21 protein-coding genes are annotated in these 24675 nt (G+C 72.8%); 13 read left to right on the top strand and 8 right to left on the bottom strand.

Annotated features, from left to right (window positions below; translation table 11 throughout):
- Positions 1-200: 200 nt before the first annotated feature.
- A complete protein-coding gene (locus C7C45_RS25270) occupies positions 201-3104 on the top strand; it encodes a M36 family metallopeptidase (protein ID WP_244200560.1) in 2904 nt (967 codons plus the stop codon).
- 45 nt (positions 3105-3149) lie between these two features.
- Here C7C45_RS25270 and C7C45_RS25265 read toward each other — a convergent pair whose 3' ends face one another.
- The gene (locus tag C7C45_RS25265) at positions 3150-4025 is read right to left on the bottom strand and encodes a hypothetical protein (protein WP_110566241.1); all 876 of its coding nucleotides are present in this window, start codon (positions 4023-4025) and stop codon (positions 3150-3152) included.
- A gap of 181 nt (positions 4026-4206) precedes the next feature.
- Between C7C45_RS25265 and C7C45_RS25260 the strand changes: the two genes are divergently transcribed.
- The 5 genes from C7C45_RS25260 (at position 4207) to C7C45_RS25240 (ending at position 8791) form a co-directional block, all read left to right on the top strand.
- The gene (locus tag C7C45_RS25260) at positions 4207-4875 is read left to right on the top strand and encodes a class I SAM-dependent methyltransferase (protein WP_110566205.1); all 669 of its coding nucleotides are present in this window, start codon (positions 4207-4209) and stop codon (positions 4873-4875) included.
- A gap of 9 nt (positions 4876-4884) precedes the next feature.
- Positions 4885-6078 (top strand): cytochrome P450, encoded by a 1194-nt coding sequence (locus tag C7C45_RS25255; RefSeq protein ID WP_110566204.1) that lies wholly within the window; start codon positions 4885-4887, stop codon positions 6076-6078.
- Between the two features lie 24 nt (positions 6079-6102).
- Positions 6103-6951 carry a polysaccharide deacetylase family protein gene (locus C7C45_RS25250; RefSeq protein ID WP_244200559.1) on the top strand — a complete coding sequence of 283 codons (849 nt, stop codon included), beginning with the start codon at positions 6103-6105 and terminating at the stop codon, positions 6949-6951.
- Between the two features lie 89 nt (positions 6952-7040).
- Entirely contained in the window at positions 7041-7973 is a 933-nt protein-coding gene (locus C7C45_RS25245) for an ATP-binding cassette domain-containing protein (RefSeq protein WP_110566202.1), read from the top strand.
- Positions 7970-8791, top strand: coding sequence for an ABC transporter permease subunit (locus tag C7C45_RS25240; protein ID WP_110566201.1), 822 nt, complete (start codon positions 7970-7972; stop codon positions 8789-8791). The genes C7C45_RS25245 and C7C45_RS25240 overlap by 4 nt, the downstream gene beginning before the upstream one ends.
- A gap of 38 nt (positions 8792-8829) precedes the next feature.
- On the opposite strand, the gene C7C45_RS25235 is transcribed toward C7C45_RS25240, so the two are convergent.
- Genes C7C45_RS25235 through C7C45_RS25220 form a run of 4 tightly spaced genes read right to left on the bottom strand, consistent with a single transcriptional unit; the run spans position 8830 to position 12997 of the window.
- Positions 8830-9495, bottom strand: coding sequence for a response regulator (locus tag C7C45_RS25235; protein ID WP_110566240.1), 666 nt, complete (start codon positions 9493-9495; stop codon positions 8830-8832).
- Positions 9496-9506: 11 nt separating this feature from the next.
- Complete coding sequence (locus C7C45_RS25230) at positions 9507-11084, bottom strand: sensor histidine kinase (protein WP_244200558.1); 1578 nt, start codon at positions 11082-11084, stop codon at positions 9507-9509.
- Positions 11085-11138: 54 nt separating this feature from the next.
- A complete protein-coding gene (bioD, locus tag C7C45_RS25225; protein ID WP_184183104.1) occupies positions 11139-11864 on the bottom strand; it encodes a dethiobiotin synthase in 726 nt (241 codons plus the stop codon).
- A complete protein-coding gene (locus tag C7C45_RS25220) occupies positions 11861-12997 on the bottom strand; it encodes an 8-amino-7-oxononanoate synthase (RefSeq protein ID WP_110566239.1) in 1137 nt (378 codons plus the stop codon). The genes bioD and C7C45_RS25220 overlap by 4 nt, the downstream gene beginning before the upstream one ends.
- A gap of 156 nt (positions 12998-13153) precedes the next feature.
- Between C7C45_RS25220 and bioB the strand changes: the two genes are divergently transcribed.
- The 4 genes from bioB to C7C45_RS25200 all read left to right on the top strand — a co-directional run bounded on the left by bioB (position 13154) and on the right by C7C45_RS25200 (position 15924).
- Entirely contained in the window at positions 13154-14149 is a 996-nt protein-coding gene (gene bioB / locus C7C45_RS25215; protein WP_110566198.1) for a biotin synthase BioB, read from the top strand.
- A 5-nt stretch (positions 14150-14154) separates the two neighbouring features.
- Positions 14155-14343 (top strand): biotin synthase auxiliary protein BsaP, encoded by a 189-nt coding sequence (bsaP, locus tag C7C45_RS25210; protein ID WP_110566238.1) that lies wholly within the window; start codon positions 14155-14157, stop codon positions 14341-14343.
- 4 nt (positions 14344-14347) lie between these two features.
- Entirely contained in the window at positions 14348-14854 is a 507-nt protein-coding gene (locus tag C7C45_RS25205) for a GNAT family N-acetyltransferase (RefSeq protein WP_110566197.1), read from the top strand.
- A gap of 68 nt (positions 14855-14922) precedes the next feature.
- Entirely contained in the window at positions 14923-15924 is a 1002-nt protein-coding gene (locus C7C45_RS25200) for a PDDEXK family nuclease (protein ID WP_244200557.1), read from the top strand.
- 61 nt (positions 15925-15985) lie between these two features.
- On the opposite strand, the gene C7C45_RS25195 is transcribed toward C7C45_RS25200, so the two are convergent.
- Positions 15986-18883, bottom strand: a complete 2898-nt coding sequence (locus tag C7C45_RS25195) for a glycoside hydrolase family 9 protein (RefSeq protein ID WP_244200556.1) — start codon at positions 18881-18883, stop codon at positions 15986-15988.
- 270 nt (positions 18884-19153) lie between these two features.
- Between C7C45_RS25195 and C7C45_RS25190 the strand changes: the two genes are divergently transcribed.
- On the top strand, positions 19154-20059 hold the full coding sequence (locus tag C7C45_RS25190) for a quinone oxidoreductase family protein (protein ID WP_110566195.1): 906 nt from the start codon (positions 19154-19156) through the stop codon (positions 20057-20059).
- 45 nt (positions 20060-20104) lie between these two features.
- Here the strand turns inward: C7C45_RS25190 and C7C45_RS25185 are convergent, their stop codons facing one another.
- Positions 20105-21169, bottom strand: coding sequence for a GNAT family N-acetyltransferase (locus tag C7C45_RS25185; protein ID WP_110566194.1), 1065 nt, complete (start codon positions 21167-21169; stop codon positions 20105-20107).
- A 90-nt stretch (positions 21170-21259) separates the two neighbouring features.
- Positions 21260-21961, bottom strand: a complete 702-nt coding sequence (locus C7C45_RS25180; RefSeq protein WP_110566193.1) for an ACT domain-containing protein — start codon at positions 21959-21961, stop codon at positions 21260-21262.
- 151 nt (positions 21962-22112) lie between these two features.
- Here C7C45_RS25180 and C7C45_RS25175 point away from each other — a divergent pair, with 151 nt between their 5' ends.
- Both C7C45_RS25175 and C7C45_RS25170 read left to right on the top strand, forming a co-directional pair.
- Positions 22113-23192: a phosphotransferase family protein gene (locus C7C45_RS25175; RefSeq protein WP_110566192.1), complete on the top strand. Its 1080-nt coding sequence runs from the start codon at positions 22113-22115 to the stop codon at positions 23190-23192.
- The gene (locus C7C45_RS25170; protein WP_110566191.1) at positions 23192-24412 is read left to right on the top strand and encodes an acyl-CoA dehydrogenase family protein; all 1221 of its coding nucleotides are present in this window, start codon (positions 23192-23194) and stop codon (positions 24410-24412) included. Before C7C45_RS25175 ends, C7C45_RS25170 begins: the two co-directional genes overlap by 1 nt.
- Positions 24413-24675: the final 263 nt, after the last annotated feature.

Here is a 24675-nt window from a genome sequence, read left to right as displayed (position 1 = left end):
GGCGCGTCCTGACACCCGACCGCGCCCTTCTCCAAGAGATGTCGATCTGTTGCCGCATCGGCGGCCCTGGACCTTGCCGCCATCACGATCGACTGATATCCACAGATGCACATGCGTCTTCGCGCAGTGGCGGCCGGCGACCGTCGGCCATCCCGCTCCCACGAGGAGGTCCTGTGCCACAACCGCAATGGTCACCCCCGATGAGCCGGCGTCGACGCCGGCTCATCGCCGTCCTGGCGACGACGGCGACGGTCGCCGCGCTGCTCCCCACCAGCGCGAGCACCGCCGCCCCCGCGGGCAGCGCGCCGTCCGCCGAGCGCCGGTCCGGACCGTTCGCCGAGGGGCACGAACCGGCCGACGTCGACAACCGCATCGGTACGGCGGCACCCGACGCCCGTCAGCGTGGCCTGGCCCGGGCCGCCGATCCCGACGTCCGGTGGAACCGGCTCGGCACCCCGCAGGCGCTCGGCCCCGGCCGCACCCCGCTGGCCACCGGGCTGTCCGCCGACCCGGAGGCCGCGGCCCGCGCCTACCTGACCGCCAACCGCGACCTGTTCGGGATGGACGCCGCCGCGGTGGCCAGCATGGAACGGGTGCTGGTCCGGCCGATCGGCAGCGGGACGGTGGTCACCCTCCGGCAACGCTTCGGCGATCTGCCCGCCGGACCGGACGGCCTCGTCACCATCGCGGTCACCAACGGCACGGTGCTCTCGGTCAGCTCCTCGCTGGCCCGGAACACGGGCGCCCCGGCACCGGCCACCCGCACCGCCGAGCAGGCGTACGCCGCCGCGCTCGCCGACGCGAAGCTGAGCACCAACGCGGTGGCCAGCCACACCGTGCGAGCCGTGGCGGTCCCCACCCCGCTGGACGGGCCTCGGGCCGCCTACGAGGTGACCATGATCGGTGCGGACACCGAACAGCCGGCCGCGTTCACCAGTTACGTGGACGGCAGGACCGGGCAGGTGCTGGTCCGGGAGGACCTCGTCGACTTCGACTCCGACAACCCGAACTGGGCGGTCTTCCCGGCCACCCCGCCCCGCGACCTCGGCCCCGGGCAGGACCCCCGGGTGCGCTGGTGCGGCGACCCGTCGCCCGGGTGCCAGGCCGCCTTCCGTGACCCGGCCACCGGCCAACCGTGGGATGTCGACGCGGCCACCGGCACGCCGACCTTCACCTCGCGCGGCAACTCGGCCAACACGGTGCTCTCCTGGGGGTCGGGCACCCCGATCGTGCCGGCCACCACCAGCCCGGAGCGCCGCTACGAATACCCCTTCACCGACCAGTGGCACCAGGCCCGCTGCAACCCGGGGGTGTTCACCTCCACCCAGCGCAACGACGCGGACGCGTCGATCGCCAACCTCTTCGCCATGCACAACCGGCTGCACGACTGGTCGTACCAGTTGGGCTTCACCGAGTCGGCGTGGAACCTCCAGGCGGTCAACCTCACCCCCGACGGACTGGGCGGTGACGCCGAGCAGGGCCGCGCCCAGCAGGGCGCGCTGACCGGCAACCGGAACAACGCCAACCAGGGCACCATGCGCGACGGGCTGCCGCCGACCACCAACATGTACCTGTGGCAGCCGCTGGCCGGCGGGCCGTACCCGCCGTGCGTGGACGGCGACTACGACATGACGGTGATCGGTCACGAGTACACCCACGCGATCACCAACCGGATGATCGCCGGCCCGGACAGCGGGATCGGCGGCCACCAGGGCGGGGCGATGGGTGAGTCCTGGGGTGACCTGCTCGCCGCCGAGTACCTCTTCCAGCACGGGTTGCGCGCGCCCGGCGAGACGCCCTTCGTCACCGGCGGCTACGTCACCGGCAACCTGGTCAGCGGCATCCGCAACTACGACCTGAGCCGCAGCCCGCTCAACTACTCCGACATCGGCTACAACACCGGCGGGCCGGCCGTGCACGCCGACGGGGAGATCTGGGGCGCCACCAACTTCCGGGTCCGCTCCGCGCTCGTCAAGCGGTACGGCCTCGGCACCCCGCAGCGACAGCTCGAATGCGCGCAGGGGAAGGTCGCCGCCGACAAGTGCCCCGGCAACCGGCGCTGGTCGCAACTGGTCTTCGACTCGTTCCTGCTACAGGCCGCCAGCCAGGTCAGCATGCTCGACATGCGGGACAACATGCTCACCGCCGACCTGCTCCGCTTCGGCGGCGCGAACCAGGACCTGATCTGGGCCGAGTTCGCCCGCTCCGGAATGGGCCGGGACGCCGTCACCGTCGGTGCCGGTGACACCGACCCGACGCCGAGCTTCGCCTCCCCCGGCGGTGGCAACGCGACGCTCACCCTGCGCCCGCGCGGGGACAGCGCCGACGCGCCCATCCGGGTGTACGTCGGGGCGTACGAGGCGCGGGCCGTGCCGGTGGCCGACACCGACCCGGCGACGCCGATCCCGGACACCGTGGAGCTGGTGGCCGGCACGTACGACCTGCTCGCCGTGGCCCCTGGCTTCGGGCACCAGCGGCTCAGCGTGGACGCCAAGGCCGGCCAGAGCGGGTACGTGGACCTGCGGATGAGCCGCAACCTCGCGTCCACCGCGTCCGGTGCCACGGTCAGCGGCGACGGGGTCAACCTGGACCGGATCGTCGACGACACCGAGTCGACGAACTGGGCCTCGCTGGACGGGGTCGCCGGCCGGCAGCTCACCGTGGCGCTGCCCGGGGACGCCGCGCAGGTGGTCAAACGGGTGAACGTCAGCGCGATGCTGCGCCCGGCGATCGCCGGCGACGCCGACACCGGCAGTCAGAACGCGCTCAGCGCGTTGCGCTCGTTCGCCGTGTCCGCCTGCAACGCGACCACCACCGACTGCGCGGATCCGGCGCGCTGGCAACGGATCTACACCAGCGCGGGCGACGCGTTCCCCGGTGGGGCGTACCGGGCCTACAGCCGGGACATCAACCTCCGGACGTTCGCGGTGCCCACCACCCTCGCCACCCACCTGCGGCTGGAGGTGCTGGCGAGCCAGTGCACCGGCGGTCCGCAGTACGCGGGCGAGCAGGACGACGACCCGGCCACGACGACGGACTGCGCGACCGCCAGCCCGGCCCGGAACCAGGTCAGGATCGCCGAGTTCCAGGCGTTCTCGAAGTGACACCGTGAGGGCCGGCGGGGTGTCCGCCGGCCCTCACGGCCCCGGTCAGCGGCGGGCCGGTCGCCAACGGTCGGCCGGGGCCGGTCGCTCCCAGCGCCGGTCCATGGGCGGGTCCTCGGGCGGGTCCTCGACGTCGTCGCCCGCGGCGCGGGTCAGGTGGCGCAGCCGCAGCAGCAACCCCATCCCGAGCGAGAGCAGCAGCCCGCCGAGCAGGAACGCGGCCTGCACGGCACCGAACCCGCCGGACTGCGAGACCGGGCGGCCGGGCGGCGGCGCGGCGTCGGCCGGGTAGTCCCCCACCGGCTCCACCCCGGACGTGTCCTCCTCGGCCGGCGCGCTCGCCGGTTCGCTGGGCTGCGGCGCAGTGGCGCTCGGCTTCGGCGTGGCGGTCGGCTTCGGCGTGGCGGTCGGGACGCCGCGCACCCCCACCACGGAGCGCGTGGCCGTCTGCCGGGCCAGCAGACGCGCGTCGGCGTCGTACGCCTCGGCGGCGAGGGTGACCCGGCCCTGGGTGACGTCCTCGTCGAAGGCCACCCGGTAGCGTGCCGTGACGGTGCGGCCCGGGCAGAGCGTGCCCGGATCGAACTGCCGGTCGGTCAGCCGCGCCACGTTGCCCTCGGTCCGGACGTCCAGGGGGAAGTCCCCGGTCTCCTCCACCCGATCCATCTTCACCTGGTCGAGTCGGATGCCCTGGACGCTGAGCACCATCGACCACCGCACCTTCACGCAGCCGCCGCGCCGGTCGGTCCGGGAGACGACCGCGGACACCGTGCGTACCTGCTCGCCGGCGGTGAACCGGGCCGGCAGCCCACTCAGCTCGGTGGTGAACGCCGCCTGTGCCGGAGCGGCCAGGGTCAACCCCACCCCACTCAGGCAGGCCAGTACCACCCCTGCCCTCAGCGCATACCGCCACACCGTCACCACCGCCGTCCTCGCCTCCGGTCGCCCCCACCCGCAACGCTAGAAGCGGGGCATCGACCCGACCAGACGGGTGTGTTCGCACCGGACGGCAAGGAGAGGGTGGGTTTTCACCGACGGTGGTGAACCGGTCACCGCTCCCCCGCGACACGCCGGGAGTCGGCCCGCTGGGACAATCGTCGACGTGTCCGAGCTTTCCAGCGCGTTCGTCCGGCTGCACGCCCGGCTGACCCCGGTCCCCTTCGTCCCTGAGGTGCGGCTGCACCAGGCCGACGAGCCGATCGGGCTGTGGGAGCTGACCGAGGGCGAGTTCTCCACCGACCGGCCGCCGCCGTTCTGGGCGTTCGCCTGGGCCGGCGGGCAGGCACTCGCCCGCTACGTGACCGACCACCCGGAGCTGGTCGCCGGCCGCCGGGTGCTCGACCTCGCCTCCGGCTCCGGCCTGGTGGCCATCGCCGCCGCCCGGGCCGGCGCCGCGTCGGTGCGAGCCGTCGAGGTGGACGAGCTGGCGGTGGCGGCGGTCGCGCTCAACGCCGAGGCCAACGGGGTACGCGTCGACGCCGAGTTCGGCGACATCCTCGACTCCGACGCCGGGGACGCCGAGGTGGTGCTCGCCGGCGACGTCTTCTACAGCGACGCGATGGCCCGCCGGGTCCTGCGGTTCCTGCTCCGCGCCACCCGGGCCGGCGCACCGGCGCTGGTCGGCGACCCCGGTCGGGCGTTCCTGCCCCGGGACCGCTTCGACGAGTTGGCGGCGTACGACGTGCCGGTGCCGGAGGCGCTGGAGAGTGTCCGGGTGAAGCGCACCACCGTCTGGCGGCTGCGGGCCGGGCTGCCGGGGGCCTCCAGCTAGCGTGGCCGGGTGCTGTTCCGCAGTTGGGCGCGGGTAACCGACCCCGCATGGCCGGACGTGGCCCGGGTGCCGGACCACGTCGGCGGCACCCACCTGCTCGTCACCCGGCACGCGCTGGTCCGTCAGGTCCTCGCCGACCCGGTCACCTACCGACCGGACAACGCGCTGGACGCGGTGACACCGATGCCGGCGACCGCGCTGCGGGTGCTCGCCGGGCACCGGTTCCGGCTGCCGCCGACCCTGGCGAACAACTCGGGTGCCAGCCACCGGAAGATCCGGGCGATCGTGGCGGACGTCCTGCACCCCGCGCGGGTCGCCGCGCAGCGGCCCTGGCTCACCACGCTGGTCCGAGACCGGGTCGCCCGGCTCGGCGCCACCCTCGACGCCGGCACGCCTGTCGACCTGTACGCGGATCTCGCCGCCGACCTGCCGCTGCTGGTGCTGGCCCGGCTGGTCGAGCTGCCGGACGCCCCGGTCGGCGCGGTCAAGGAGTTCGCCCGCGCCGCGCTGGAGTTGTTCTGGGCACCGCTGGACGCCGACCGGCAGGTGGCACTCGCCGCCGAGGTGGGCCGGTTCCACCGCGTACTGCGTGACTTCGCCGCCACCGGCGGCGGGCTGGCCGCCGAACTGCGCGCGGCCGGGCACCCGCCGGACGTGGTGGTCGGCGCGCTCTTCTTCCTACTGGTCGCCGGGCAGGAGACCACCTCGCAGTTCCTCACCCTGCTGCTGCACCGGCTGGCCGGCGAGCCCACGGTGCGCGCCGGCCTGCGCACCGGCGAGGTCGCGGTGGCCGACGTCGTGGAGGAGGGGCTGCGCCTGGAACCGCCGATCGTCACCTGGCGGCGGGTGGCCGCGACGGACACCACGTTGGGCCCGACGGCGGTGCCGGCGGGCAGCAGCCTCGTGCTCTGGCTGGGCCGCGCCGGCCGGGACCCAGCGGTCGTCGAGTCGCCCGACGAGTTCCGCCCGGGCCAGCGCGGATCGCGCCGACACCTGGCGTTCGGGGCGGGCGCCCACCGCTGCGTCGGTGACGTGCTGGCCCGGATGGAGGCCGCCGTGGTGGTCGCCGAGGCCGCGCCGCTGCTGGACGGGGTGACCGTGGTCCGCCCGCCCTGGTGCCCGGACAATCTCACCTTCCGGATGCCCGACGCCTTCGTGATCGCCGCCGCCGGTACGCGCGGCACCGAGGGGCCGCGATCCTGACCTTGACCCGATATGTTTCCGGGCGTGTCATCAGCCCCCGTGCGCCGCATCCTCGCGGCGGTAACGCTTCCGGCCATCCTGGCGCTGAGTAGCTGCACAGCCGGCCCCGGTCAGGCGATCCACGTCCGTCAGGTCGCCGCGGGTCAGCCGAGCCCCGCCACCCCGTCCCCGACGCCGTCGACCTCGCCGTCCCCGACGGCGAAGCCCGCACCCGGGAGCCTGGCGTGGTACGTGTCCCAGGTGCCGACCTTTCCCGAGGCGCCACCACCGCAACCGGTGCAGTTGCCGGCGACCGGGCCGGCCCCGATCTGGCACCGCCTGCCGACCGACCAGAAGGTCGCCTTCATCACCATCGACGACGGTGGCCTGGCCCGCCCGCCCGCAGTGCCCGACTTCATCTGGCAGGCGCACATCCCGGTCACGATGTTCCTCAACTCACCGGCCGCCGAGGAGCACGACGTCTACTTCCGGCAGATCGAGGTGGCGGGCGGGGTCGTCGAGAACCACACGATCCGGCACACCTCGCTGCCCGGCCGGTCGTACGACCACCAGAAGCAGGAGATCTGCGGTGCGGCGGACAAGCTGGAGGCGTTGTTCGGCAAGCGCCCGACCCTGTTCCGCCCCCCGTTCGGCGAACACGACACCACCACCTTGCAGGCCGCGCACGACTGCGGCGCGAAGGCGGTCTTCCACTGGTCCGAGACCGTCCACGAGGGAAAGGTCCGCTACCAGACCCCGGAGAAGGTGGTACGCCCCGGCGACGTGCTGCTGATGCACTTCCGGCCGGCCCTGATGGACGACCTGCTCGCGGCGCTGAAGGCGATCCACCGGGCCGGGCTCACGCCGGCACTCCTGGAGGACTACGTCCAGTGACCGGCCAGCCGCCAGCCTGACGAAAGTCAGTACCGGGTGGTGCCGTTCGGGCGCGGTGCGGCAGCGGGCCGCGCGCCTAGCGTCAGCGCATGATCACATTACGTGGGTTGACGAAACGGTTCGGGGCGACCGTCGCGGTCGACGCCCTGACCGTCGACGTCGCGCCCGGCCGCGTCACCGGCTTCCTCGGCCCCAACGGCGCCGGCAAGTCCACCACCATGCGGATGATCCTCGGGCTGGACCGTCCCAGTGCCGGGCAGGCCCTGATCGACGGGCGCGCGTACCGGGAGTTACGCCGGCCACTGCACGAGGTGGGTGCGCTGCTCGACGCCCGGGCCATCCACCCGGCCCGCTCCGGCCGGGCGCACCTGCTGGCCACCGCCCGCAGCAACGGCATCCCCACCCGCCGGGTGGACGAGGTGCTGGACACCGTCGGGCTGGACGCACGGGCCGCCGGGAAACCGGGACGGACCCTCTCCCTCGGCATGGGCCAGCGGCTCGGCATCGCCGGGGCGCTGCTCGGCGACCCACCGGTGCTGATGTTCGACGAGCCGGTGAACGGCCTCGACCCGGACGGGGTGCGCTGGGTGCGGCAGCTCATGCGCTCGCTGGCCGACCAGGGACGGACGGTCTTCGTCTCCAGCCACCTGATGAGCGAGATGCAGCTCACCGCCGACCAGCTCGTGGTGATCGGCCGGGGACGACTGCTCGCCGACGCAGCGATCGACGACGTGATCGCCGGCAGTACGGTCGCGGTCCGGGTCCGCAGCCCGCACCCGGACGGCCTCGCCGCCCTCGCCGCGCGCCTCGCGGCCGCCGGCGCGACCGTGCAGGCCGCCGACCGCACCGAGCTGACCGTCACCGGCACCACCGCCGACCGCGTCGGGGACCTGGCACACGAGCTGGGCGTACGACTGCACGAGCTGACCGCGCAGGCCGCGACCCTGGAACAGGCGTTCATGGAATTGACCGCCGACAGCGTCGAGTACGCCGGCGGCCCGACCGAAGGTGGGCAACGATGAGCGCACAGACCGACGCGGGCAGCCGTCCCGCCACCGCACCGGCCGCCGGCGCGCCGGGCGTCTTCCGGGGCGCGGTCGCCGCCGAGTGGACCAAGCTGTCCTCGGTCCGCAGCACCTGGTGGACGGCGCTGGCCGGGCTGCTGGTGATGGCCGCGAGCGCCGGCCAACTGGCCATCTACGCCGCCAACGCCAACACCAACGACGACCCGACCGACGACCGGGGAGTCGTCACCGTGGGCAGCGTGCTGATCGACTCGGTCGAAATGACCCAGTACGTGGTGCTGGCGCTCGGCCTGCTGGCCATCACCGCCGAGTTCACCAGCGGCACCATCCGGACGACGCTGCAGTCCACCCCGTCCCGCGGTCGCGTGCTGCTGGCCAAGGCCGCCGTCGCCGGGGCGGTCACCTTCGTCCTCGGCCTGCTGCTCGGCGGCGTCGGCGCCCTGGTCGCCCGCCCGGTGCTCGGCGAGTGGGGCAGCGCCCCGGCCGCCGGCACGTTCGGCGACATCGTGGCGGTGGCGATCTACCTGGCGCTGGTCGGCGTGCTCGCCCTGGGCCTCGGCGCCGCCCTGCGCAGCGCGGTGCTCACGATCACCGTGCTCCTCGCCACCCTGATGATCGTGCCGCTGTCGCTGCAGGAGCCGGACATCGACGTGCTGAACCGGATCGCCGACGTGTTCCCCGGCGTGGCTGGCGGGCACTTCATGGCCGGCGACACCGAGCCGTACCCGAGCCTGGTCGGGCTGCTCCTGCTGGCCGGGTGGGCCGGTGCCGCGCTGCTGCTGGGCCGGTACGCGCTGCGCCGCCGCGACGCGTAACGGATCACCGGCTGAGCGGGGACCGTACCGGTCCCCGCTCAGCCGTCGACCAACCCCGCCTCGTACGCGAGGATCGCCGCCTGCACCCGGTTGCGCACATCCAGCCGGGTGAAGATGCTGGTCAGGTAACTCTTCACGGTGCCCTCCACGAGATGCAGCCGACGGGCGATCTCGGCGTTGGACAGCCCCGCCCCGACCAGGGCCAGCACCTCCCGTTCCCGCTCGGTCAGCCCGGCCGTACGGTCCCGTGCGACCGGCCGGCGGGCCAGCCTCCCGGCCCCCAGCTCGATCACCCGGCGGGCCACCTTCGGTGACAGGTACGCGCCACCGTCGGCGACGGCGTGCACACCCGCGATCAGCTCCCGCGGGTCGCCGGCCTTGAGCAGGAACCCGTTGGCGCCGTGCCCGAGCGCCCGGGCCACATGGTCGTCCTCGCCGAACGTGGTCAGCATGATCGTCGCGGTCTCCGGCACGACCCGGCGGATCTCGGCGGCGGCGGCCAACCCGTCCAGCCGCGGCATCCGAATGTCCAGCAACGCGACCCGAGGTCGGTGCGCGCGCACCAACTCCACCGCCGCGTGCCCGTCGCCGGCCTCGGCGACCACCTCGATGCCGGGATCGGTGGCGAGGATGGCCCGGACACCCGCCCGGATCATCGCTTCGTCGTCGGCCAGGACCACCCGGACCGGCGACGCCCCGGCCATGTCGGTGTTCACTACGCGATCCACTCCTTGCTGACCAGCCGGCCGTCGGTGAAACAGAGCCGCCAGGTCGGCTCCGCCAGGGGAAAGTTGCCGTCGGTGTAGTACTCGCAGTCGGCCGGGTCGGCCTCAGTGGGGCGTTCCAACTGCCGCCGGGGCAGCCCGGTCAACTCCGACCGGGCCGTGCCGACGCGCATCTGGTCGAAGGTGGCCCGGTCCAGCACCGTCCCGGCAGTCGCCACCGGGTAGTAGACGAAGGAGAGCACCAGGGCGAAGCCGACCGGCGCCACGAGCGCCACGAGGAGACTGCGCCGGACTCGTCGGCGGGCGTCGTGCAGCCGCCGTTCCGCATCCACCGGCCGCTCCACCGGACCGGGCCGGCCCTCGCCGGGTCGTACTGCCAGACCCAGCTCACAGCCCACCAGGTCGACCGCCTCCAACGGCGGACCGCTCACCGGCAACTCCGCCCGTACGGCGAATCCGGCGTCGTCGCCCGGGCCGGCGTCGAGCCTCCCACCGGCGAGGCGGACCCGCTCGGCGAGGGCGAGCAACCCGCTGCCCTGCGACGTCGGCGCGGGCAACGGCCCAGCCGGCGGTGCGCCGTTGACGACACTCACCTCGACCCGGTCACCGGCCCGGGCGAGGCGCACGTCGACCGAGGCACCCGGCGCGTACCGGGCGGCGTTGGTCAGCGCCTCACGGACCACCCGGTGGGCGGCGTGGCCGGTCATCGCCGGCAGGTCCGCGACCCCCGGTGCGGCGTCCAGCCGTACCGCCATGCCGGCCTCCCGGGCACCCTCGACCAGGTCGGCGACGGTCTCCCCGCTCGGACGCACCGACGCGCCGCCCTCCTCGCGGAGCACCCCGATGATCTCGTGTAACCGCTCGGTCGCGGCGGAGACGCTGGCCCGCAACTCCCCCGCCGCGGCCCGGTGCCGGTCGTCGAGATCGGCGGCGACCTCAAGAGCGGCGGCGCGCAACGCGATCAGGCTGAGGTCATGACCGAGCGAGTCGTGCATCTCCCCGGCTATCCGAGCCCGTTCCCGCAACCGGATCCGCTCGGCGGCGCCACGCTCCACCCGGGTCAGCGCCTCGACGTGGCGACGACCCGCGTCGGCCAACTCCTGCTGCTGACGCCGGTACCGGCCCACCAACCAGGGGAACACCGCGGCGAAGAGCAGCACCGAGGCGAGCAGGAACCAGGTGGCCGCGCCGGTGCCGAGCAACCCCAGGTTGAGCGCCGTGCCACCGGCCGTGATCAGCATGAAGACCATGATCGCCGGACCCACCGTGGCGCTGCGCCGCCCGGCGAGATAACTGAAGACCGGAATGGCGAACACGAAGTTGCCATCGACGACCGACCCGAGCACCGCCAGCACCAGGGCGACCAACGGCTGACGTCGAGTCGTCACCACCGCGACACCGAGCAGCAGCAGCTTGCCGACCAACAGCGGCAGCGTGTACCGCGTGTAGGGCGGGCTGACCTCGGCGTAGCCGACCGGGGCGGCCACCACCGCAAAGAGCAGCACGTCCAGCAGCAGGCGACGCCGCCGGTACAGCCAAGCCGGCGGCGGGGAGTCGGGGATCCGCACGGCCGTCAGGCTACCCACGCACGACCTGGGCGGACACCGACGAAAGTCAGGTGTTCAGCCGCTCTCCTCGGCCCAGACCCGCCAGTCGTCGAGCACGCCGTGCAGGGCCGGGGTGAGCCAACCCGGCGCGGAACGCCGGAACACACCCGGGTCCATCGCGCCGGCGCCGTCCGGCAGCGCGCCGAGCAAATTCGGCACCAGGTCGGTGAGGTTGGTCCAGTGCACCAACTCCGGCCTGGTCGGCCAGGCCCCGATCACCACACCCGCCGGCACCGCACGCCGGTCCAGCGCCTCCAACGTCAACGCGGTGTGGTTGAGCGTGCCCAACCCGGCCCGGGCGACCACCACCGCCGGCGCACCGAGCGACACCGCCAGGTCAGCCATCGTCCACGGCTCACCCGACGGACGCAGCCCCATCGGAACCAGCAGCCCGCCCGCACCCTCGATCAACACCAGGTCATGCTTGTCGGCTTCGTCACGGACGGCGTCCACCGCCGCGTACAACTCCAACGGCGGCAGGTCGGCGACCCGGGCGGCGGCCAGCGGGGCGAGCGGGTCCGGGTAACTGGCCAGGGTCCGCCCGGTCAGCGGGGCAGCCAGCCGATTGACCGCGTCCACGTCACCGGGCTCACCGCCGGCCGTACCGGTCTGGCCCGGTTTCACCACGGCCACCCGCAGCCCCGCCGCCTGCGCGGCCGCCGCGATCGCCGCGGTCGCCACGGTCTTGCCGACCTCGGTGTCGGTCCCGGTAACCAGAACCGGCCCCTCCCACCCGCTCACGGGGCACAGTCCACGATGACCTCCAGGGCCCGCTCGAAATTCGCCCGGGGTACCCCGGCGCTGACCGTGAGGCGCAGACGGGAGCGGCTGTCCGGGGTCGACGGCGGCCGGAAACAGCCCACCGCGACGCCCCGGTCCCGGCAGTCGGCGGCCCAGGCGCTCGCCGCTTCCGGCCCAGGGGCGGTCACCGAGATCACCGCCGCGTCCGGTGCGGAGACGGTCAGCCCGGCCGCACGCAGTCGACCGACCGCCAACCCCACCCGGTCGGACAGCTCCAGGCGCAGGTCGTCGCCGACCCGCGCCAGCCGCAGCGCGGCGTGCACACCAGCGGCGACCGCCGGGGGCAGTGCCGTGTCGAAGATGAACGTGCGTCCGGTCTCGACCAGGTGCCGGATGAACTCGGCCGGGCCGGCGACGACCCCACCCGCTCCACCGAGCGCCTTGGACAGGGTGGCGGTGATCACCACGTCCGGTTCACCGGCCAGCCCGGCGGCGGCGACCGCGCCCGCGCCGGCCGGACCGGTCACCCCGAGGGCATGCGCGTCGTCGACAAGCAGGAGCGCCCCGTGCCGTCGCGCCACCGCGTGTAGTTGGGTCAGCGGGGCGAGGTCACCGTCGACCGAGAAGATCGACTCGGTGACCACCACCGCCGGGCGGCCCGGAGCGGCCTCCAGCGCCGCGGCGACCGCCAACACGTCGGCGTGTGGGGTGACCACCGTCTCCGCACCGGAGATCCGGCAGCCGTCGATCAGGGACGCGTGGTTGTGCGCGTCGGAGACGAGCAGCGTCCGAGGTTGGACGAGCGCCCGCAGCGCACCGAGATTGGCCAGGTAACCGGAGGAGAAGACGAGGGCCCGGTCGGTGCCCAGCCACTGCGCCAGCTCGTCCTCCAGCGCCTGGTGGGCGTCGGTGGAGCCGCGCACCAGGCGCGACCCGGTCGCCCCCAGCCCGTACGCCGACAGAGCCGCCGTGGCCGCGGCGGTGACCTCCGGGTGGGTGGCCAGGCCGAGGTAGTCGTTGCCGGCCAGATCGGTCATCTGATCGTCGGCGGGACGCGGCTGCAGTCGCCGCGTCAGCCCAGCCTTCGCCCGCAGGTCCGCGCGGCGGTCGAGCGCCGCCAGCCAGTCCGCCACCGTCACCCCTTCACCGCCGTCCGCGCCGGTCAGCCCGACACCTGCCGGGCGAAATTACCACCCGTCGTCATCGGCCCGACGAATCCACTCGGTGCGAGGGGTCGACGGGCTGCCAGGTCATTCCGGTTGTCCGGGGGGCCTTGTAGGGTACGAGCCATGCCAGAGATCCTCGACCAGGCCCGGACCCAGGTCCTGGGTGACGGTGTCGGCCTCGACCAGGCCGGCATCCTCGCGGTGCTCAACCTGCCCGACGAGCACCTGCCCGCCGCCCTGCAGCTCGCCCACGACGTGCGGATGCGCTGGTGCGGCCCGGAGGTCGAGGTCGAGGGGATCGTCTCGCTGAAGACCGGCGGCTGCCCGGAGGACTGCCACTTCTGCTCCCAGTCCGGCCTGTTCACCTCCCCGGTGCGCTCGGTCTGGCTGGACATCCCGTCGCTGGTCGAGGCGGCGAAGCAGACCGCCAAGACCGGTGCGACCGAGTTCTGCATCGTCGCCGCCGTGCGCGGCCCCGACGCCCGCCTGATGAAGCAGATGCGCGAGGGCGTCGCCGCCATCAAGGCCGAGGTCGACATCCAGGTCGCCGCGTCGCTGGGCATGCTCAACCAGGAGCAGGTCGACGACCTGGTCGACATGGGCGTGCACCGCTACAACCACAACCTGGAGACCTGCCGGTCGTACTTCCCCAACGTGGTCACCACGCATTCCTGGGAGGAGCGCTGGGAGACGCTGCGGATGGTCCGCGACTCCGGCATGGAGGTGTGCTGCGGTGGCATCCTCGGCCTCGGGGAGACCGTCGAACAGCGGGCCGAGTTCGCCGCGCAGCTCGCCGAACTGGCCCCACACGAGGTGCCGCTCAACTTCCTCAACCCGCGCCCCGGCACCCCGCTCGGCGACCGCCCGGTGGTGGAGGGCAAGGACGCGCTGCGGGCCATCGCCGCGTTCCGGCTGGCCATGCCGCGCACCATTCTGCGGTACGCGGGTGGCCGGGAGATCACCCTCGGTGACCTGGGCACCCGCGAGGGTCTGCTCGGCGGCATCAACGCGGTCATCGTCGGCAACTACCTGACCACGCTGGGTCGACCGGCCACCGCCGACCTGGACCTGCTGCACGAGTTGAAGATGCCGGTCAAGGCGCTCTCCGCCACACTGTGACGACCATGACGACGACCGAGCTGTGGTGCGACCGGTGCGGTGAGCCGGCGAGCGCCGCCCATCCGGGTTGCGCGGCGGCCCGCCAGTTGGAGCCGCCCCGGTTCTGCCCACAATGCCGTCGCCGGATGAAGGTGCAGGTGCTGCCGGTCGGCTGGTCGGCGCTCTGCGTAGAACACGGCGAGATGCGAGGCTGAGCCGGTGCTACGCGGGCGGGCGGTGACACTGCGACCGGCGACGGCCGCGGACGTACCGGTCCTCGCGCAGATCCGGGCCGACCCGGAGGTCCACCGGTGGTGGCGGGGCGGCGACGACCTGACCGAGGCCGTCCGCGCCGACCTCGGCGACGACGACCTGCACGTCTACGCGATCGAGCACGACGGCCGGGTGGTCGGCGCGATCCAGTGGTACGCCGAGCCGGACCCGGACTACCGGCACGCCAGCCTGGACATCTTCCTCGACCCGGCGGTGCGTGGCGCCGGCCTCGGCGGTGACGCCATCCGCACCCTGGCCCGACACCTGATCGACGAGTACGGTCACCACCGCTTCACCATCGACCCGGCCGCGGCGAACAGCGCCGCGATCCGGGCGTACGCGAAGGTGGGTTTCCGCCCGGTGGGCGTGCTGCGCCGCTACGAGCGCGGCGCGGACGGGCGCTGGCACGACGGCCTTCTGATGGACCTGCTCGCCGACGACCTGACCGGCTGACGTCCACTCGCAGATCTTGGACAGTTGCCGTTCTCGCGGAGCAACAACTGTCCAAGATCTGTTAGCCCGTGACCTGGGTCGCGGCGAGACTTCCGGGAATGCTGCCCGCCGACGACGCCGACGCGCTCGACTGGCTCGCCTTCGAGCAGGCGGGCGTTCTCACCACCGCGCAGACGACCCGTTTGCTGAGCCCGGGAACGGTACGCGGTCGGATCCGCTCCGGGCGCTGGCGGTCGATCTGCCGAGGGATTCTGCTGACCGGCAACGGTCGGCTCACCCGGGACCAGCAACTGTGGGTCGCGGTGCTGGCCGCCGGGCCGGGCGCGGTGCTGGCCGGTGTCACCGCCGCGACCGAGGCCGGGGTACGCGGACTGCGGCGCGAGCCACTGCACGTCCTGGTGCCGGCCGCCCGCCGCGCGGCGCGCAGTTCCCTGGGTCGGCTGCCGATCGACATGCCCTCCGTGGTGGTACACCGTACGTCGATCCTGCCGCCGGCCCATCTCCAGCTTGCCCGTCCGCCGCGAACCATTACCGCACGGGCCCTGGTGGACGCGGCGGGCTGGGCGGTGGGCGTGGACGAAGCGCAGGCGTTGCTGGCCGCCGGTTGCCAGCAGCGTCGGGCGCTGCCCGAGGAGTTGCGGACGGTGCTCGACGTCCTGCCCCGGGCACCTCGGCGGCGGCTGATCCGGCAGACTCTCAACGACATCGCGGGTGGTGCCCAGGCGCTCTCCGAGATCGACTTCTTGCGGCTCTGTCGCCGCCATCGGTTGCCCACTCCCGACCTGCAGGAGCATCGGGTCGACGCGGCCGGCCGAACCCGCTGGCTGGACGCGTACTGGCGGGAGTGGCGGGTGCAGGTGGAGATCGACGGTGCACACCACATGGATGCCCGGCAGTGGGCCGCCGATATGCGCCGGCAGAACGACGTCTGGACCAGCGGCGACCGGATTCTGCGCTTCCCTGCCTGGCTGATCCGCGCCCGCCCCGACGAGGTCGCCGAGACCGTCCGTCGAGCCCTCACCGCGGCCGGCTGGGTCCCGTCACCACCCCACTCTCGTCAACGGAGGTGAATCTTGGACAGTTACCGTTCCGCGCGAACGATAACTGTCCAAGATCTCATTGCGGTGCGGTTCAGGCGACGGTGCAGGTGGTGTTGTTGACGGTGTAGGCGGTTGGCTTCGGGTTGGTGCCGGTGTGGGCGCCGTTGAAGCCGAAGCTCACCGACGATCCTGGCGCGATCGTGCCGTTGTAGGAGAGGTTCGTGGCGGTGACCGCCGCGCCGCTCTGGCTGACCGTCGCCGACCAGCCCTGGCTGACGGTCTGCCCGCCCGGGAAGCTGAACCGCAACGTCCAGCCGTTGAGCGCGCTGGTGCCGGTGTTGGTGATCGTCACCGTGGCGGTGAAGCCGGTGCTCCAGTCGGTGGTGGCGTACCCCACCGTGCAGGTGCCGCCGACCGGCGCAGGCGCGGTGGTCACCGCGACCGGCGCGGACGCCGCGGAGGTGTTGCCGGCCGCGTCGACGGCGACCACGTAGAACTGGTACGTCGTCGAGGCGGTCAGCCCGGCCACGGCGAGGGTGGTGCCGGTCGGCGAGCCGACCAGCGGGTCGGTGGCGCCGGCCTCTCGGTAGACGCGGTAACCGGTGACGCCGACGTTGTCGGTGGACGCCGCCCAGCTCAGGCTGAGACCGGTGGCGGTGACCGCCGAGGCGGTCGGGGTGCCGGGCACGCTCGGCACGGTCGTGTCGGCGCTGCCGGTCGGCGGCGTGGTCACGGTGAGCACCTGTGACGCCGCCGACAGGTTGCCGGCACCGTCACGGGCCGCGACGCTGAACTCGTACGTCCGCTCCGGCAGCAGCGTCGAGAGGGTCAGCGTGTTGCCGGTGGCCGGTCGGATCGCCACCGTGTCGCCACCGACCAGAAACTCGCGGACGTCGTAGCCGGCCAGACCGCTGCCGCCACTGTCGGTGGAGGCCGGCCAGGTCAGGGTGACCGAACGGGGCGTGAGACCGGACGCGACCGGCTTACCCGGCACGGTCGGCGCGGTGGTGTCCGGTACGGCCGGCCCCGGCTCGTCGCCCCAGACGCGGGTGGTGCCCGAGTAGAGCGGCACCTTCCGGTTCGGCCCGGCGGTGGCCTGGTACGACGGGTCGTTGGTGGGGTCCCAGGTGCCGCCCTCCGGCACTCCGATCTTGAACTGGACCTCCATCCGGTGCTGCGACTGCCCGGCCGGCGCGATGGTGTGCCCGGTGCAGTCCACCTCGACGTACCAGATGTCGCCGCTGAACTGCTTGGCGGTGGTCGGGGACGGGCAGCCCTGGGTGTAGCCGGCGGTGACCTGGACTCCGCCGGTGCCGTCGGGCCGGAAGTAGTACCGGAATCGACCGTCGGTCAGCGCGCGGGCCGGGAACGCCGACTTGTTGTAGATGATCGCCTTGAGCCCGGTGGCCCGGGGTTCGGCCTGCATCACCGTGGTCTCCACGGTCAGCTCGTCGATGTCCGGCGTCTCGGCGACCGGGAAGCCGGCGAGTGGGCTGCCGCCGTACTCGGAGGCCAGCCGGACCAGCGCGGACGTGAAGCCGGCGTTGTAGTCGGTGGCCACCTCGTTCATCACGTAGTCCGATCGGCTGTCGCTGTACGCGTCGTTGGCCGAGGACGGGCCGCCGACCAGTGCGCCGTAGAGGGTGTGCCGGGTCTGGACGGGCACGGTCTGGCTGTCCCACCAGGAGCCGTGCGCGGTGCGGTGGTGGGGGTTCTTCGGCGCGTTGGCCCCGAACCCGATCAGGTAGCTGGAGCTGCGCGGGTTGTCGCCGAGCGCGTAGTTGATCTGCCGGACGGCGAAGTCGTGGTAGCGCGCCTTACGGGTCGTGTCGGTGGTCTTGTCGCTGTAGACCAGCGCGGCGAAGGAGGTGTTGGCGGCGTAGCGCAGCGCGCCCCAGGAGTCGAGCACCGCCATGCCACCTGGTGAATACGGCACCCGCTGGCCGTTCACCCCGACGGTCCAGTAGTCCAGCCAACGGTTGGCGTCGTCGACGTACTTCTGCTTGCCGGTCAGGTTCGCCAACAGCACGTACGCCCCGAACTGCTTGTTGTCCCAGGCGATGGTCCATTTGTAGGAGCGGGTGGTGGACTGGTTCTCGGTGCCGAGCTTGTCGTACTCGCTCTCGGCCTTGGCCAGGTAGCTGGCCTCGCCGGTGGCCCGGTGCAGCCAGATCGCGGCCCAGACCAGCTCGTCCTGCCAGCCACTCCAGGAGCGGTAGAAGCTGGTCGCGTCGGTGATGCACTCGTGGTAGGACTTCCGCACCGTGTCGGCGAATGTGTAGAGCTGCCGGGCGTGGCCCAGCAGCTTGTCCGCGTAGGCCGCGTCGGTGGGCCGGAACACCATCGAGGAGGCGGCCATCGCAGCCGCCGTCTCCCCCGCCAGGTCCGCGCCGCCACAGCTCGCATCGATCTTGTACGCGGGCCGCGCCATCGTCATCACCTCGGCCGGGCCCCACCACTTGTGGTCGTCGTCGCCCTTGCCGACCTGGCCGTAGAGGACGTTGGCCGACGGGTGTGCCTTGATGAAGTAGTCGTTGACGAAGCGCAGGTTGTTGAGCAGGTGTGGCAGTTGCCCGGAGGCGGTGTAGCCGCTGCGGTACTCCACCGCGCCCCAGGCGAGCATCGTGGCGCTGAACGCCATCGGGAAGCCGAACTTGACGTGGTCGCCAGCGTCGTACCAGCCGCCGGTGAGGTCCAACCCGACGTCCGCGCCGTCGGTGAGCGCGCTGTCGCCGCGCCAGGAGACCCGGTTCCAGTCGGGCAGCCGGCCGGACTGCTGTGCCTCGTAGAAGAACAGCGACTTCTGCAACGCCTCGGCGTAGTTGTACGTCGCCGGGGCGGCGGACGCCGGCGACGACGCCGGCCCGGCGACCACGAGGGACAGGCCGGTGAGCAGGGCGATGCCGGCGGTCAGCAAGCGCCGCGGCCAGGGTTGGTCGGCCGGAGACCGACCGGGGCGGCCGGAGACCGACCGGGTGGGGTGGCGCATGGCGGGCTCCTGTCGGAGGCGCCGCCGGCGGCCGCACCGACGCGGGACGGCGTCGAAACGGTACGACCGCCGGCGACTGTGGGGTGGCGGCGTGACCAGGGTCAGCGCTGTGGAAGCGCTCCCATGGATAACCGACAATGTAATGTGCCGGTCACCGCTTTGTGAAGGGGCACCGGACCCCGCGCTATCGCCACCCCGTCGCCACGGCCACGACTAGCGTCACCACCAGGCGCTACGGGACGGGGGGCGCCGATGGGAGGCGGGAGTCGCATGAGCATCAGGACGCAGAAGTGGGCACCCGAGGGCCCCGGTGCCGAGCGGCTCACACTGCACCAACTGGAGGTGCCCGACCCGGGCGCCGGAGAGGTCGTGATCGCCGTTCGCGCCGTCGGCATGAACCGTATCGACGCGATCAACCTGGCCGGTGGAGCGCCCGACATCGGTTACGAGGTGTCCGGAACTGTCGCAGCGCTCGGGCCGGATACCGGCGGTCACGACGTCGGCGACGAGGTCCTGTCGTTCCGGGTAAAGGGCGGCTACGCGACCGCGGTCACCGTCGCGACCCGGGACGTCTTCGGAAAACCACCGGGCCTCGGCTGGGCCGAGGCGGCCAACCTCCTGCTCACCGGCACCACCGCCGCCGAGATGGTCCACCGAACCGAGATCGCGGCGGGCGACGTCGTTCTCGTCCACGGCGCATCCGGCGCCGTCGGCATCAGTGCCGTTCAGCAGTCGAAACTGCGCGGAGCGCGCGTACTGGGTACGGCGAGCCGGAAGAACTGGGATCTGCTCCGACGATTCGGCGCCGAGCCGGTGGCCTACGGACCGGGCCTGGAGCAACGCGTACGCGAACTGACCGATCGCGTCGACGTCGCCCTGGACGCGGTCGGCACGGCCGAGGCCGTCGACGTCTCACTCGCCCTGGTCGCTGACCGCCGACGCATCGCTTCCAGTGCGGCGTCCTATCGTGCGAAATCCGACGGCTTCTGGATCGCCGGCCACGAGACCGACAGCGCCGCCTACCGGGACCAGGTTCGGTCCCACCTGATCGAGCTGGCCGGCGCGGGACGCCTCACGGTGCCCATGGCGAAGACCTTCCCCTTCGCGGAAGCTCCCGACGCGCTGAACCTCGTGGCGTCGGGACACGCCGGCGGCAACGTCGCTCTGCTCGTGTGAGTGAGCTACCGAACCACCGGAGCGCAGTACGCGAAAGGGTGCCAGCTACACGGCGGTGCCCTTCCGCTCCGCCAGGGCGGCGACGGCGAGCGGGACCGTCACGGTGAGGAACGCGCCGTCGCGATCCGCGACGCTGGGCCGGCCCAGTCGGCGCAGCGTACGCAGCATCGGGTCGTTCTCAGCCTGGGCGTGCAGCACCAGCGCCGCGTACCCGGACCGGTCGGCGTGCTGGACCAGCCGGCGCAGCAACGCCGACCCGAGCCCGCGCCGCTGCCAGTCGTCCCGCACCAGCAGGGCCACCTCGGCCTCGTCGCCCTCGCCGAACAGGTTCGCCATGGCGACCACCGACTCCGCCGTGCCGTCGGCACCGGTGGTGCTGGCGATCAGCGTCAGCCCTCGGCTCGGCTCCAACAGCCGACGCAGTCGGGCCGGTTGCGGAAGCGCCGGCCCGCCCAGGTAACGCCGCTGCCGGCTGCGCGGTGAGCACGTCTCGTGCAGTTCGACAACGCCGGACAGGTCATGCGCGCTGGACGGCCGGACGGCCACCTCCGCGCCGTCGGGCAGCACCAGGGTGACCTGTTCCGCGGCCCGATGCGCCACGGTGGCGGCCAACTCGACCAGGGCCTGCGCCCGGGCGTACTCCGCCGGGGTGAAGGCCGGCGCGGCCCGGCGCAGCGAGAACGAACCGCCCGCCGGGTCGGCCAGCAGCATGCTGACGCCGCTGATCCCCCGTTCGACGCCGGTCGACGCGGGCCGCCAACTGACCGAGTCGGCCCCGAGCAGGGTCCGCAACGCTTCACCCGTCGCGTCCGGGTCACGCACCAGCCGGTTGGCCAGCCCGAGTACCCGGGTGGGCTGGTCGACCAGGCCGCGCGCCTCGCTGCGGGCAACCCAGCAGTCCCGCCCCCGACCACGCTCGACGGCGGCGACCAGCCCCGCCTCGTCGAGCGTGTCCGGGGCGTCCACCAGGAAGTCGTCCACCGCGCCCTGCTCGGTGGGTTGGACCTGCACGGTGAGGATGTTGACCCCGCGCAGCGCGAGGCTCGCCGTGAGCACCGACAGGTAACCCGGTCGGTCGTCCACGGTGGCTCGAATCCGCCACAACGTCATGGTTGGCTCCCTTCCCCACCCAAGAGCCTCACCCCCGCCTGTTGCCGCCCGGTTGCTCAGCGGTGTCGGCCCGGGAACTCCTCGGACCGCTCACGGGCCGGCGACCACCGGGGGCGTCCCGACGAGGTCGAGCCGGTCACCGAGGATCACCGCGCTGGCCCGGACGAGCTGGGTGAGCCGGTCCACCTCGGTGCTGTGGAAGGCCGCGGCGGAGAGGGTCTCGCTGTGCTCGCGGGCCACCACCAACACCAGGCCCGCCCGGCCGAACGGCACGATCGCGTGGTGGGTGTCGTCGGGCGTGGTCATCGACCGACCGCGCAGCGGTGTCACCTCCGGCAACCGCAGGGGTACGGGGGCACGCCAGCTCGCGTACCCCACGGTCGCCCCGCCGCCCCCGGTCCGGGAGGCCCAGTCGACCGGCACCACTGCGGCGACGGCCCAGTCCGCGGCCAGCAGCCCGGGCACCGCGTCGACCAGGGTGGCCAGCCCGTCGGCCGGGTTGGCGGCGACCTGGGCCAACAGCTCCGCGTCCTGGCCGGTGGTGGTGGGCGCGCCGATCGCCCGCCACACACCGTCCACCCGTACGCCCGGGATCGCCGCGAGGCCAGCCAGCAGCCGCTCCACCCGCGCCGCGCCCGGCCAGACGACCGTGAAGTCGTCCACCGCGCGCCCGCCGAGACGTTCGAGGACCACCACTTGGACGATGTCCGCCCCGGAGACGCCCAGCGTGCGGGCGACCTGGCCGAGCGTGCCCGGACGGTCCGGCAGGGTGACCCGAACTCGCAGCAACATGTCTGTCCCTCCGCTTGGCGGGGCCGGCGAAGAGCGACCGGCAGGCTGCGTCCCAGCCTGGCTGTTGACCATTTCGTCCCTGTTGCAGTGCCATGTCCCGAGAGGAAAATCTGACCTTGACAACGTGCGCGAGCTGCCATCAACTAGTCCGATGAGTGATCCGGCCGTCGATGCGCTGCGGCCGGGTGCCGTTCCACCCTCTCCCGCCGGGCTCTCCCTGGACCGGCTCGCCGGCTATCTGGCCGAGCACCGACCCGAGCTGGCGGTGGGGCCGCTACGCGCCAACCTGATCGCGGGTGGCAAGTCCAACCTCACCTACCTGCTGCACCTCGGCGACCGGGAGGTCGTGCTGCGCCGCCCTCCGCTCGGGCACGTGCTGGCCACCGCGCACGACATGGCCCGCGAGTTCCGGGTCATCTCGGCGTTGGCGCCGACCGACGTGCCGGTCCCAGGCGCGCTGCTGCTCTGCACCGATCCGGAGGTGATCGGTGCGCCGTTCTACCTGATGGAGCGGATGCCCGGCGAGGTGTTCCGCACCCGCGCGCAGACCGACCCGCTGGGTGACGAGCGACGCCGCGCCCTCGCCCTCGCGATGATGGACACGCTCGCCGCGCTGCACAGCGTCGAGCCGTCCACGGTCGGGCTGAGCGACTTCGGCCGCCCGGAGGGCTACCTGGCGCGGCAGGTCCGGCGCTGGGGCGGGCAGCTCGACCGCTCGCGCAGCCGCCCGCTGCCCGGCATCGACGAGCTGCGTGACGTGCTCGCGGCGACCGCCCCGGAGGGCGCGAACGCCGGCCGGATCGTGCACGGCGACTACCGGTTGGACAACCTCCTCGCCTCGGCCGACCCGGTGGCCGTGCACGCGGTGCTCGACTGGGAGATGGCCACCCTCGGCGACCCCCTCGCCGACCTGGGGCTGCTGCTGACGTACTGGGACGTTTTGGGCGGCAGCGACACCGCTGCGGGCAACCCGGTCGCCGACGGGCTCGGCCCGCGCGCCGGCTTCCCCACCGGCGGCGAGCTGATCGACCGGTACGCCCGGCGCAGCGACGTCAACGTCGGGCCGCTGCACTGGCACGTGGCGCTTGGCTGTTTCAAGCTGGCGGTCATCTGCGAGGGCATCCACTACCGCCACACGCTCGGGCAGACGCTCGGCGAGGGCTTCGACCGGATCGGCGAGATGGTGGCACCGCTGGTCGCGCACGGGCTGACCGCCGCCAGGGAGCGGTGATGGACTTCTCATTCGACAGCCGGACCGAGGAGCTGCGCGACGAGCTGACCCGGTTCCTGACCGAGCACGTCTACCCGGCCGAAGCCGTACACGCCGAGCAGGTCGCCGCCGGCGACCCGTGGTCACGTACCCCGGTGCTGGCCGAACTGAAGGCCGAGGCCCGCAAGCGCGGCCTGTGGAACCTGTTCCTGCCCGACCCGCGCTACGGCGCCGGCCTGACCAACCTGCAGTACGCGCCGCTCGCCGAGCTGACCGGGCGCAGCCCGCACCTCGCGCCGGAGGCGGTCAACTGTGCGGCACCGGACACCGGCAACATGGAGTTGCTGGCCGAGTTCGGCTCGGACGCGCAGCGGCAACGCTGGCTCATGCCGCTGCTGGAGGGCGAGATCCGCTCCGCGTTCTGCATGACCGAACCGGACGTCGCGTCCTCCGACGCCACCAACATCGCCACCCGGATCACCCGGGACGGCGACGAGTACGTCATCAACGGGCGTAAGTGGTGGTCGTCCGGTGCGATGGACCCGCGCTGCGAGATCTTCATCGTGATGGGCAAGACCGACCCCTCCGCCGACCGGCACCGCCAGCAGAGCATGGTGCTGGTCCCCCGGGACACCCCCGGGGTGAACGTCCGCCGGGGCATGACCGTCTTCGGCTACACCGACGGTTCACACGGCGGGCACGCCGAGATCGACTTCACCGACGTCCGGGTGCCCGCGGAGAATCTGATCGGCGCCGAGGGCACCGGCTTCGCCATCGCCCAGGCCCGGCTGGGTCCGGGCCGGATCCACCACTGCATGCGGCTGATCGGGATGGCCGAACGAGCACTGGAGCTGCTCTGCCGCCGTGCCAACGAGCGGATTGCGTTCGGCCGACCCCTGGCCAAGCAGGGCGTGGTCCGGGAGTGGATCGCCGAGTCCCGGGTGCGAATCGAGCAGGCCCGACTGCTGGTGCTCAAGACGGCCTGGCTGATGGACACCGTCGGCAACAAGGGCGCACACACCGAGATCCAGGCCATCAAGATCGGCACCCCGGCGATGGCGGAGTGGGTGATCGACAAGGCCATCCAGGGGTACGGCGGCGCCGGCGTCAGCCAGGACACCCCCCTGGCCGCCCTCTGGGCGCAGACCCGCACCCTCCGCCTGGCCGACGGTCCCGACGAAGTCCACCGCAACTCCCTCGCGAAGCGCGAACTGCGTCGCTGGACCACCACCCCCGCCTGACTCCGCCAGCCCGAACCCGCCGCGCGGCCGCACATCCTCCGCGCCCCATGCGGCAACCCGATCAGGCCTCCCGGTGGCCTTGTTCAGTGTTGGGGTCGCTCGGCACTGGACTGCCGCAGAGGGATTTGCCCTATTTGCCCCTGGAGGGTGGGCTGGATCGTCTCCTTGGGCTCACCCAGGGTCGTCGAGGGCGCGACTCGGGCGTGATCGACTCCATGTCGCCGATGTGGCGCTATCCAAGCGGCTTGGGCTCAAGTGGTTGT

The sequence above is a fragment of the Micromonospora arborensis genome, assembly GCF_003205615.1.
GTDB lineage: Bacteria > Actinomycetota > Actinomycetes > Mycobacteriales > Micromonosporaceae > Micromonospora > Micromonospora arborensis.
Note: the sequence above shows the minus strand (reverse complement) of the source record. Positions and strands in the feature narration are given on the sequence as shown.

Excerpts from the sequence above, each read along its gene's own strand:
- C7C45_RS25185 (WP_110566194.1), bottom strand. The coding sequence starts at position 21,169 with ATGACGTTGTGGCGGATTCGAGCCACCGTGGACGACCGACCGGGTTAC.
- C7C45_RS25245 (WP_110566202.1), top strand. The coding sequence starts at position 7,041 with ATGATCACATTACGTGGGTTGACGAAACGGTTCGGGGCGACCGTCGCG.
- C7C45_RS25240 (WP_110566201.1), top strand. The coding sequence starts at position 7,970 with ATGAGCGCACAGACCGACGCGGGCAGCCGTCCCGCCACCGCACCGGCC.
- C7C45_RS25180 (WP_110566193.1), bottom strand. The coding sequence starts at position 21,961 with ATGTTGCTGCGAGTTCGGGTCACCCTGCCGGACCGTCCGGGCACGCTC.
- bsaP (WP_110566238.1), top strand. The coding sequence starts at position 14,155 with ATGACGACGACCGAGCTGTGGTGCGACCGGTGCGGTGAGCCGGCGAGC.
- C7C45_RS25170 (WP_110566191.1), top strand. The coding sequence starts at position 23,192 with ATGGACTTCTCATTCGACAGCCGGACCGAGGAGCTGCGCGACGAGCTG.
- bioB (WP_110566198.1), top strand. The coding sequence starts at position 13,154 with ATGCCAGAGATCCTCGACCAGGCCCGGACCCAGGTCCTGGGTGACGGT.
- C7C45_RS25175 (WP_110566192.1), top strand. The coding sequence starts at position 22,113 with ATGAGTGATCCGGCCGTCGATGCGCTGCGGCCGGGTGCCGTTCCACCC.
- C7C45_RS25235 (WP_110566240.1), bottom strand. The coding sequence starts at position 9,495 with ATGGCCGGGGCGTCGCCGGTCCGGGTGGTCCTGGCCGACGACGAAGCG.
- C7C45_RS25190 (WP_110566195.1), top strand. The coding sequence starts at position 19,154 with ATGAGCATCAGGACGCAGAAGTGGGCACCCGAGGGCCCCGGTGCCGAG.
- C7C45_RS25195 (WP_244200556.1), bottom strand. The coding sequence starts at position 18,883 with ATGCGCCACCCCACCCGGTCGGTCTCCGGCCGCCCCGGTCGGTCTCCG.
- C7C45_RS25270 (WP_244200560.1), top strand. The coding sequence starts at position 201 with ATGAGCCGGCGTCGACGCCGGCTCATCGCCGTCCTGGCGACGACGGCG.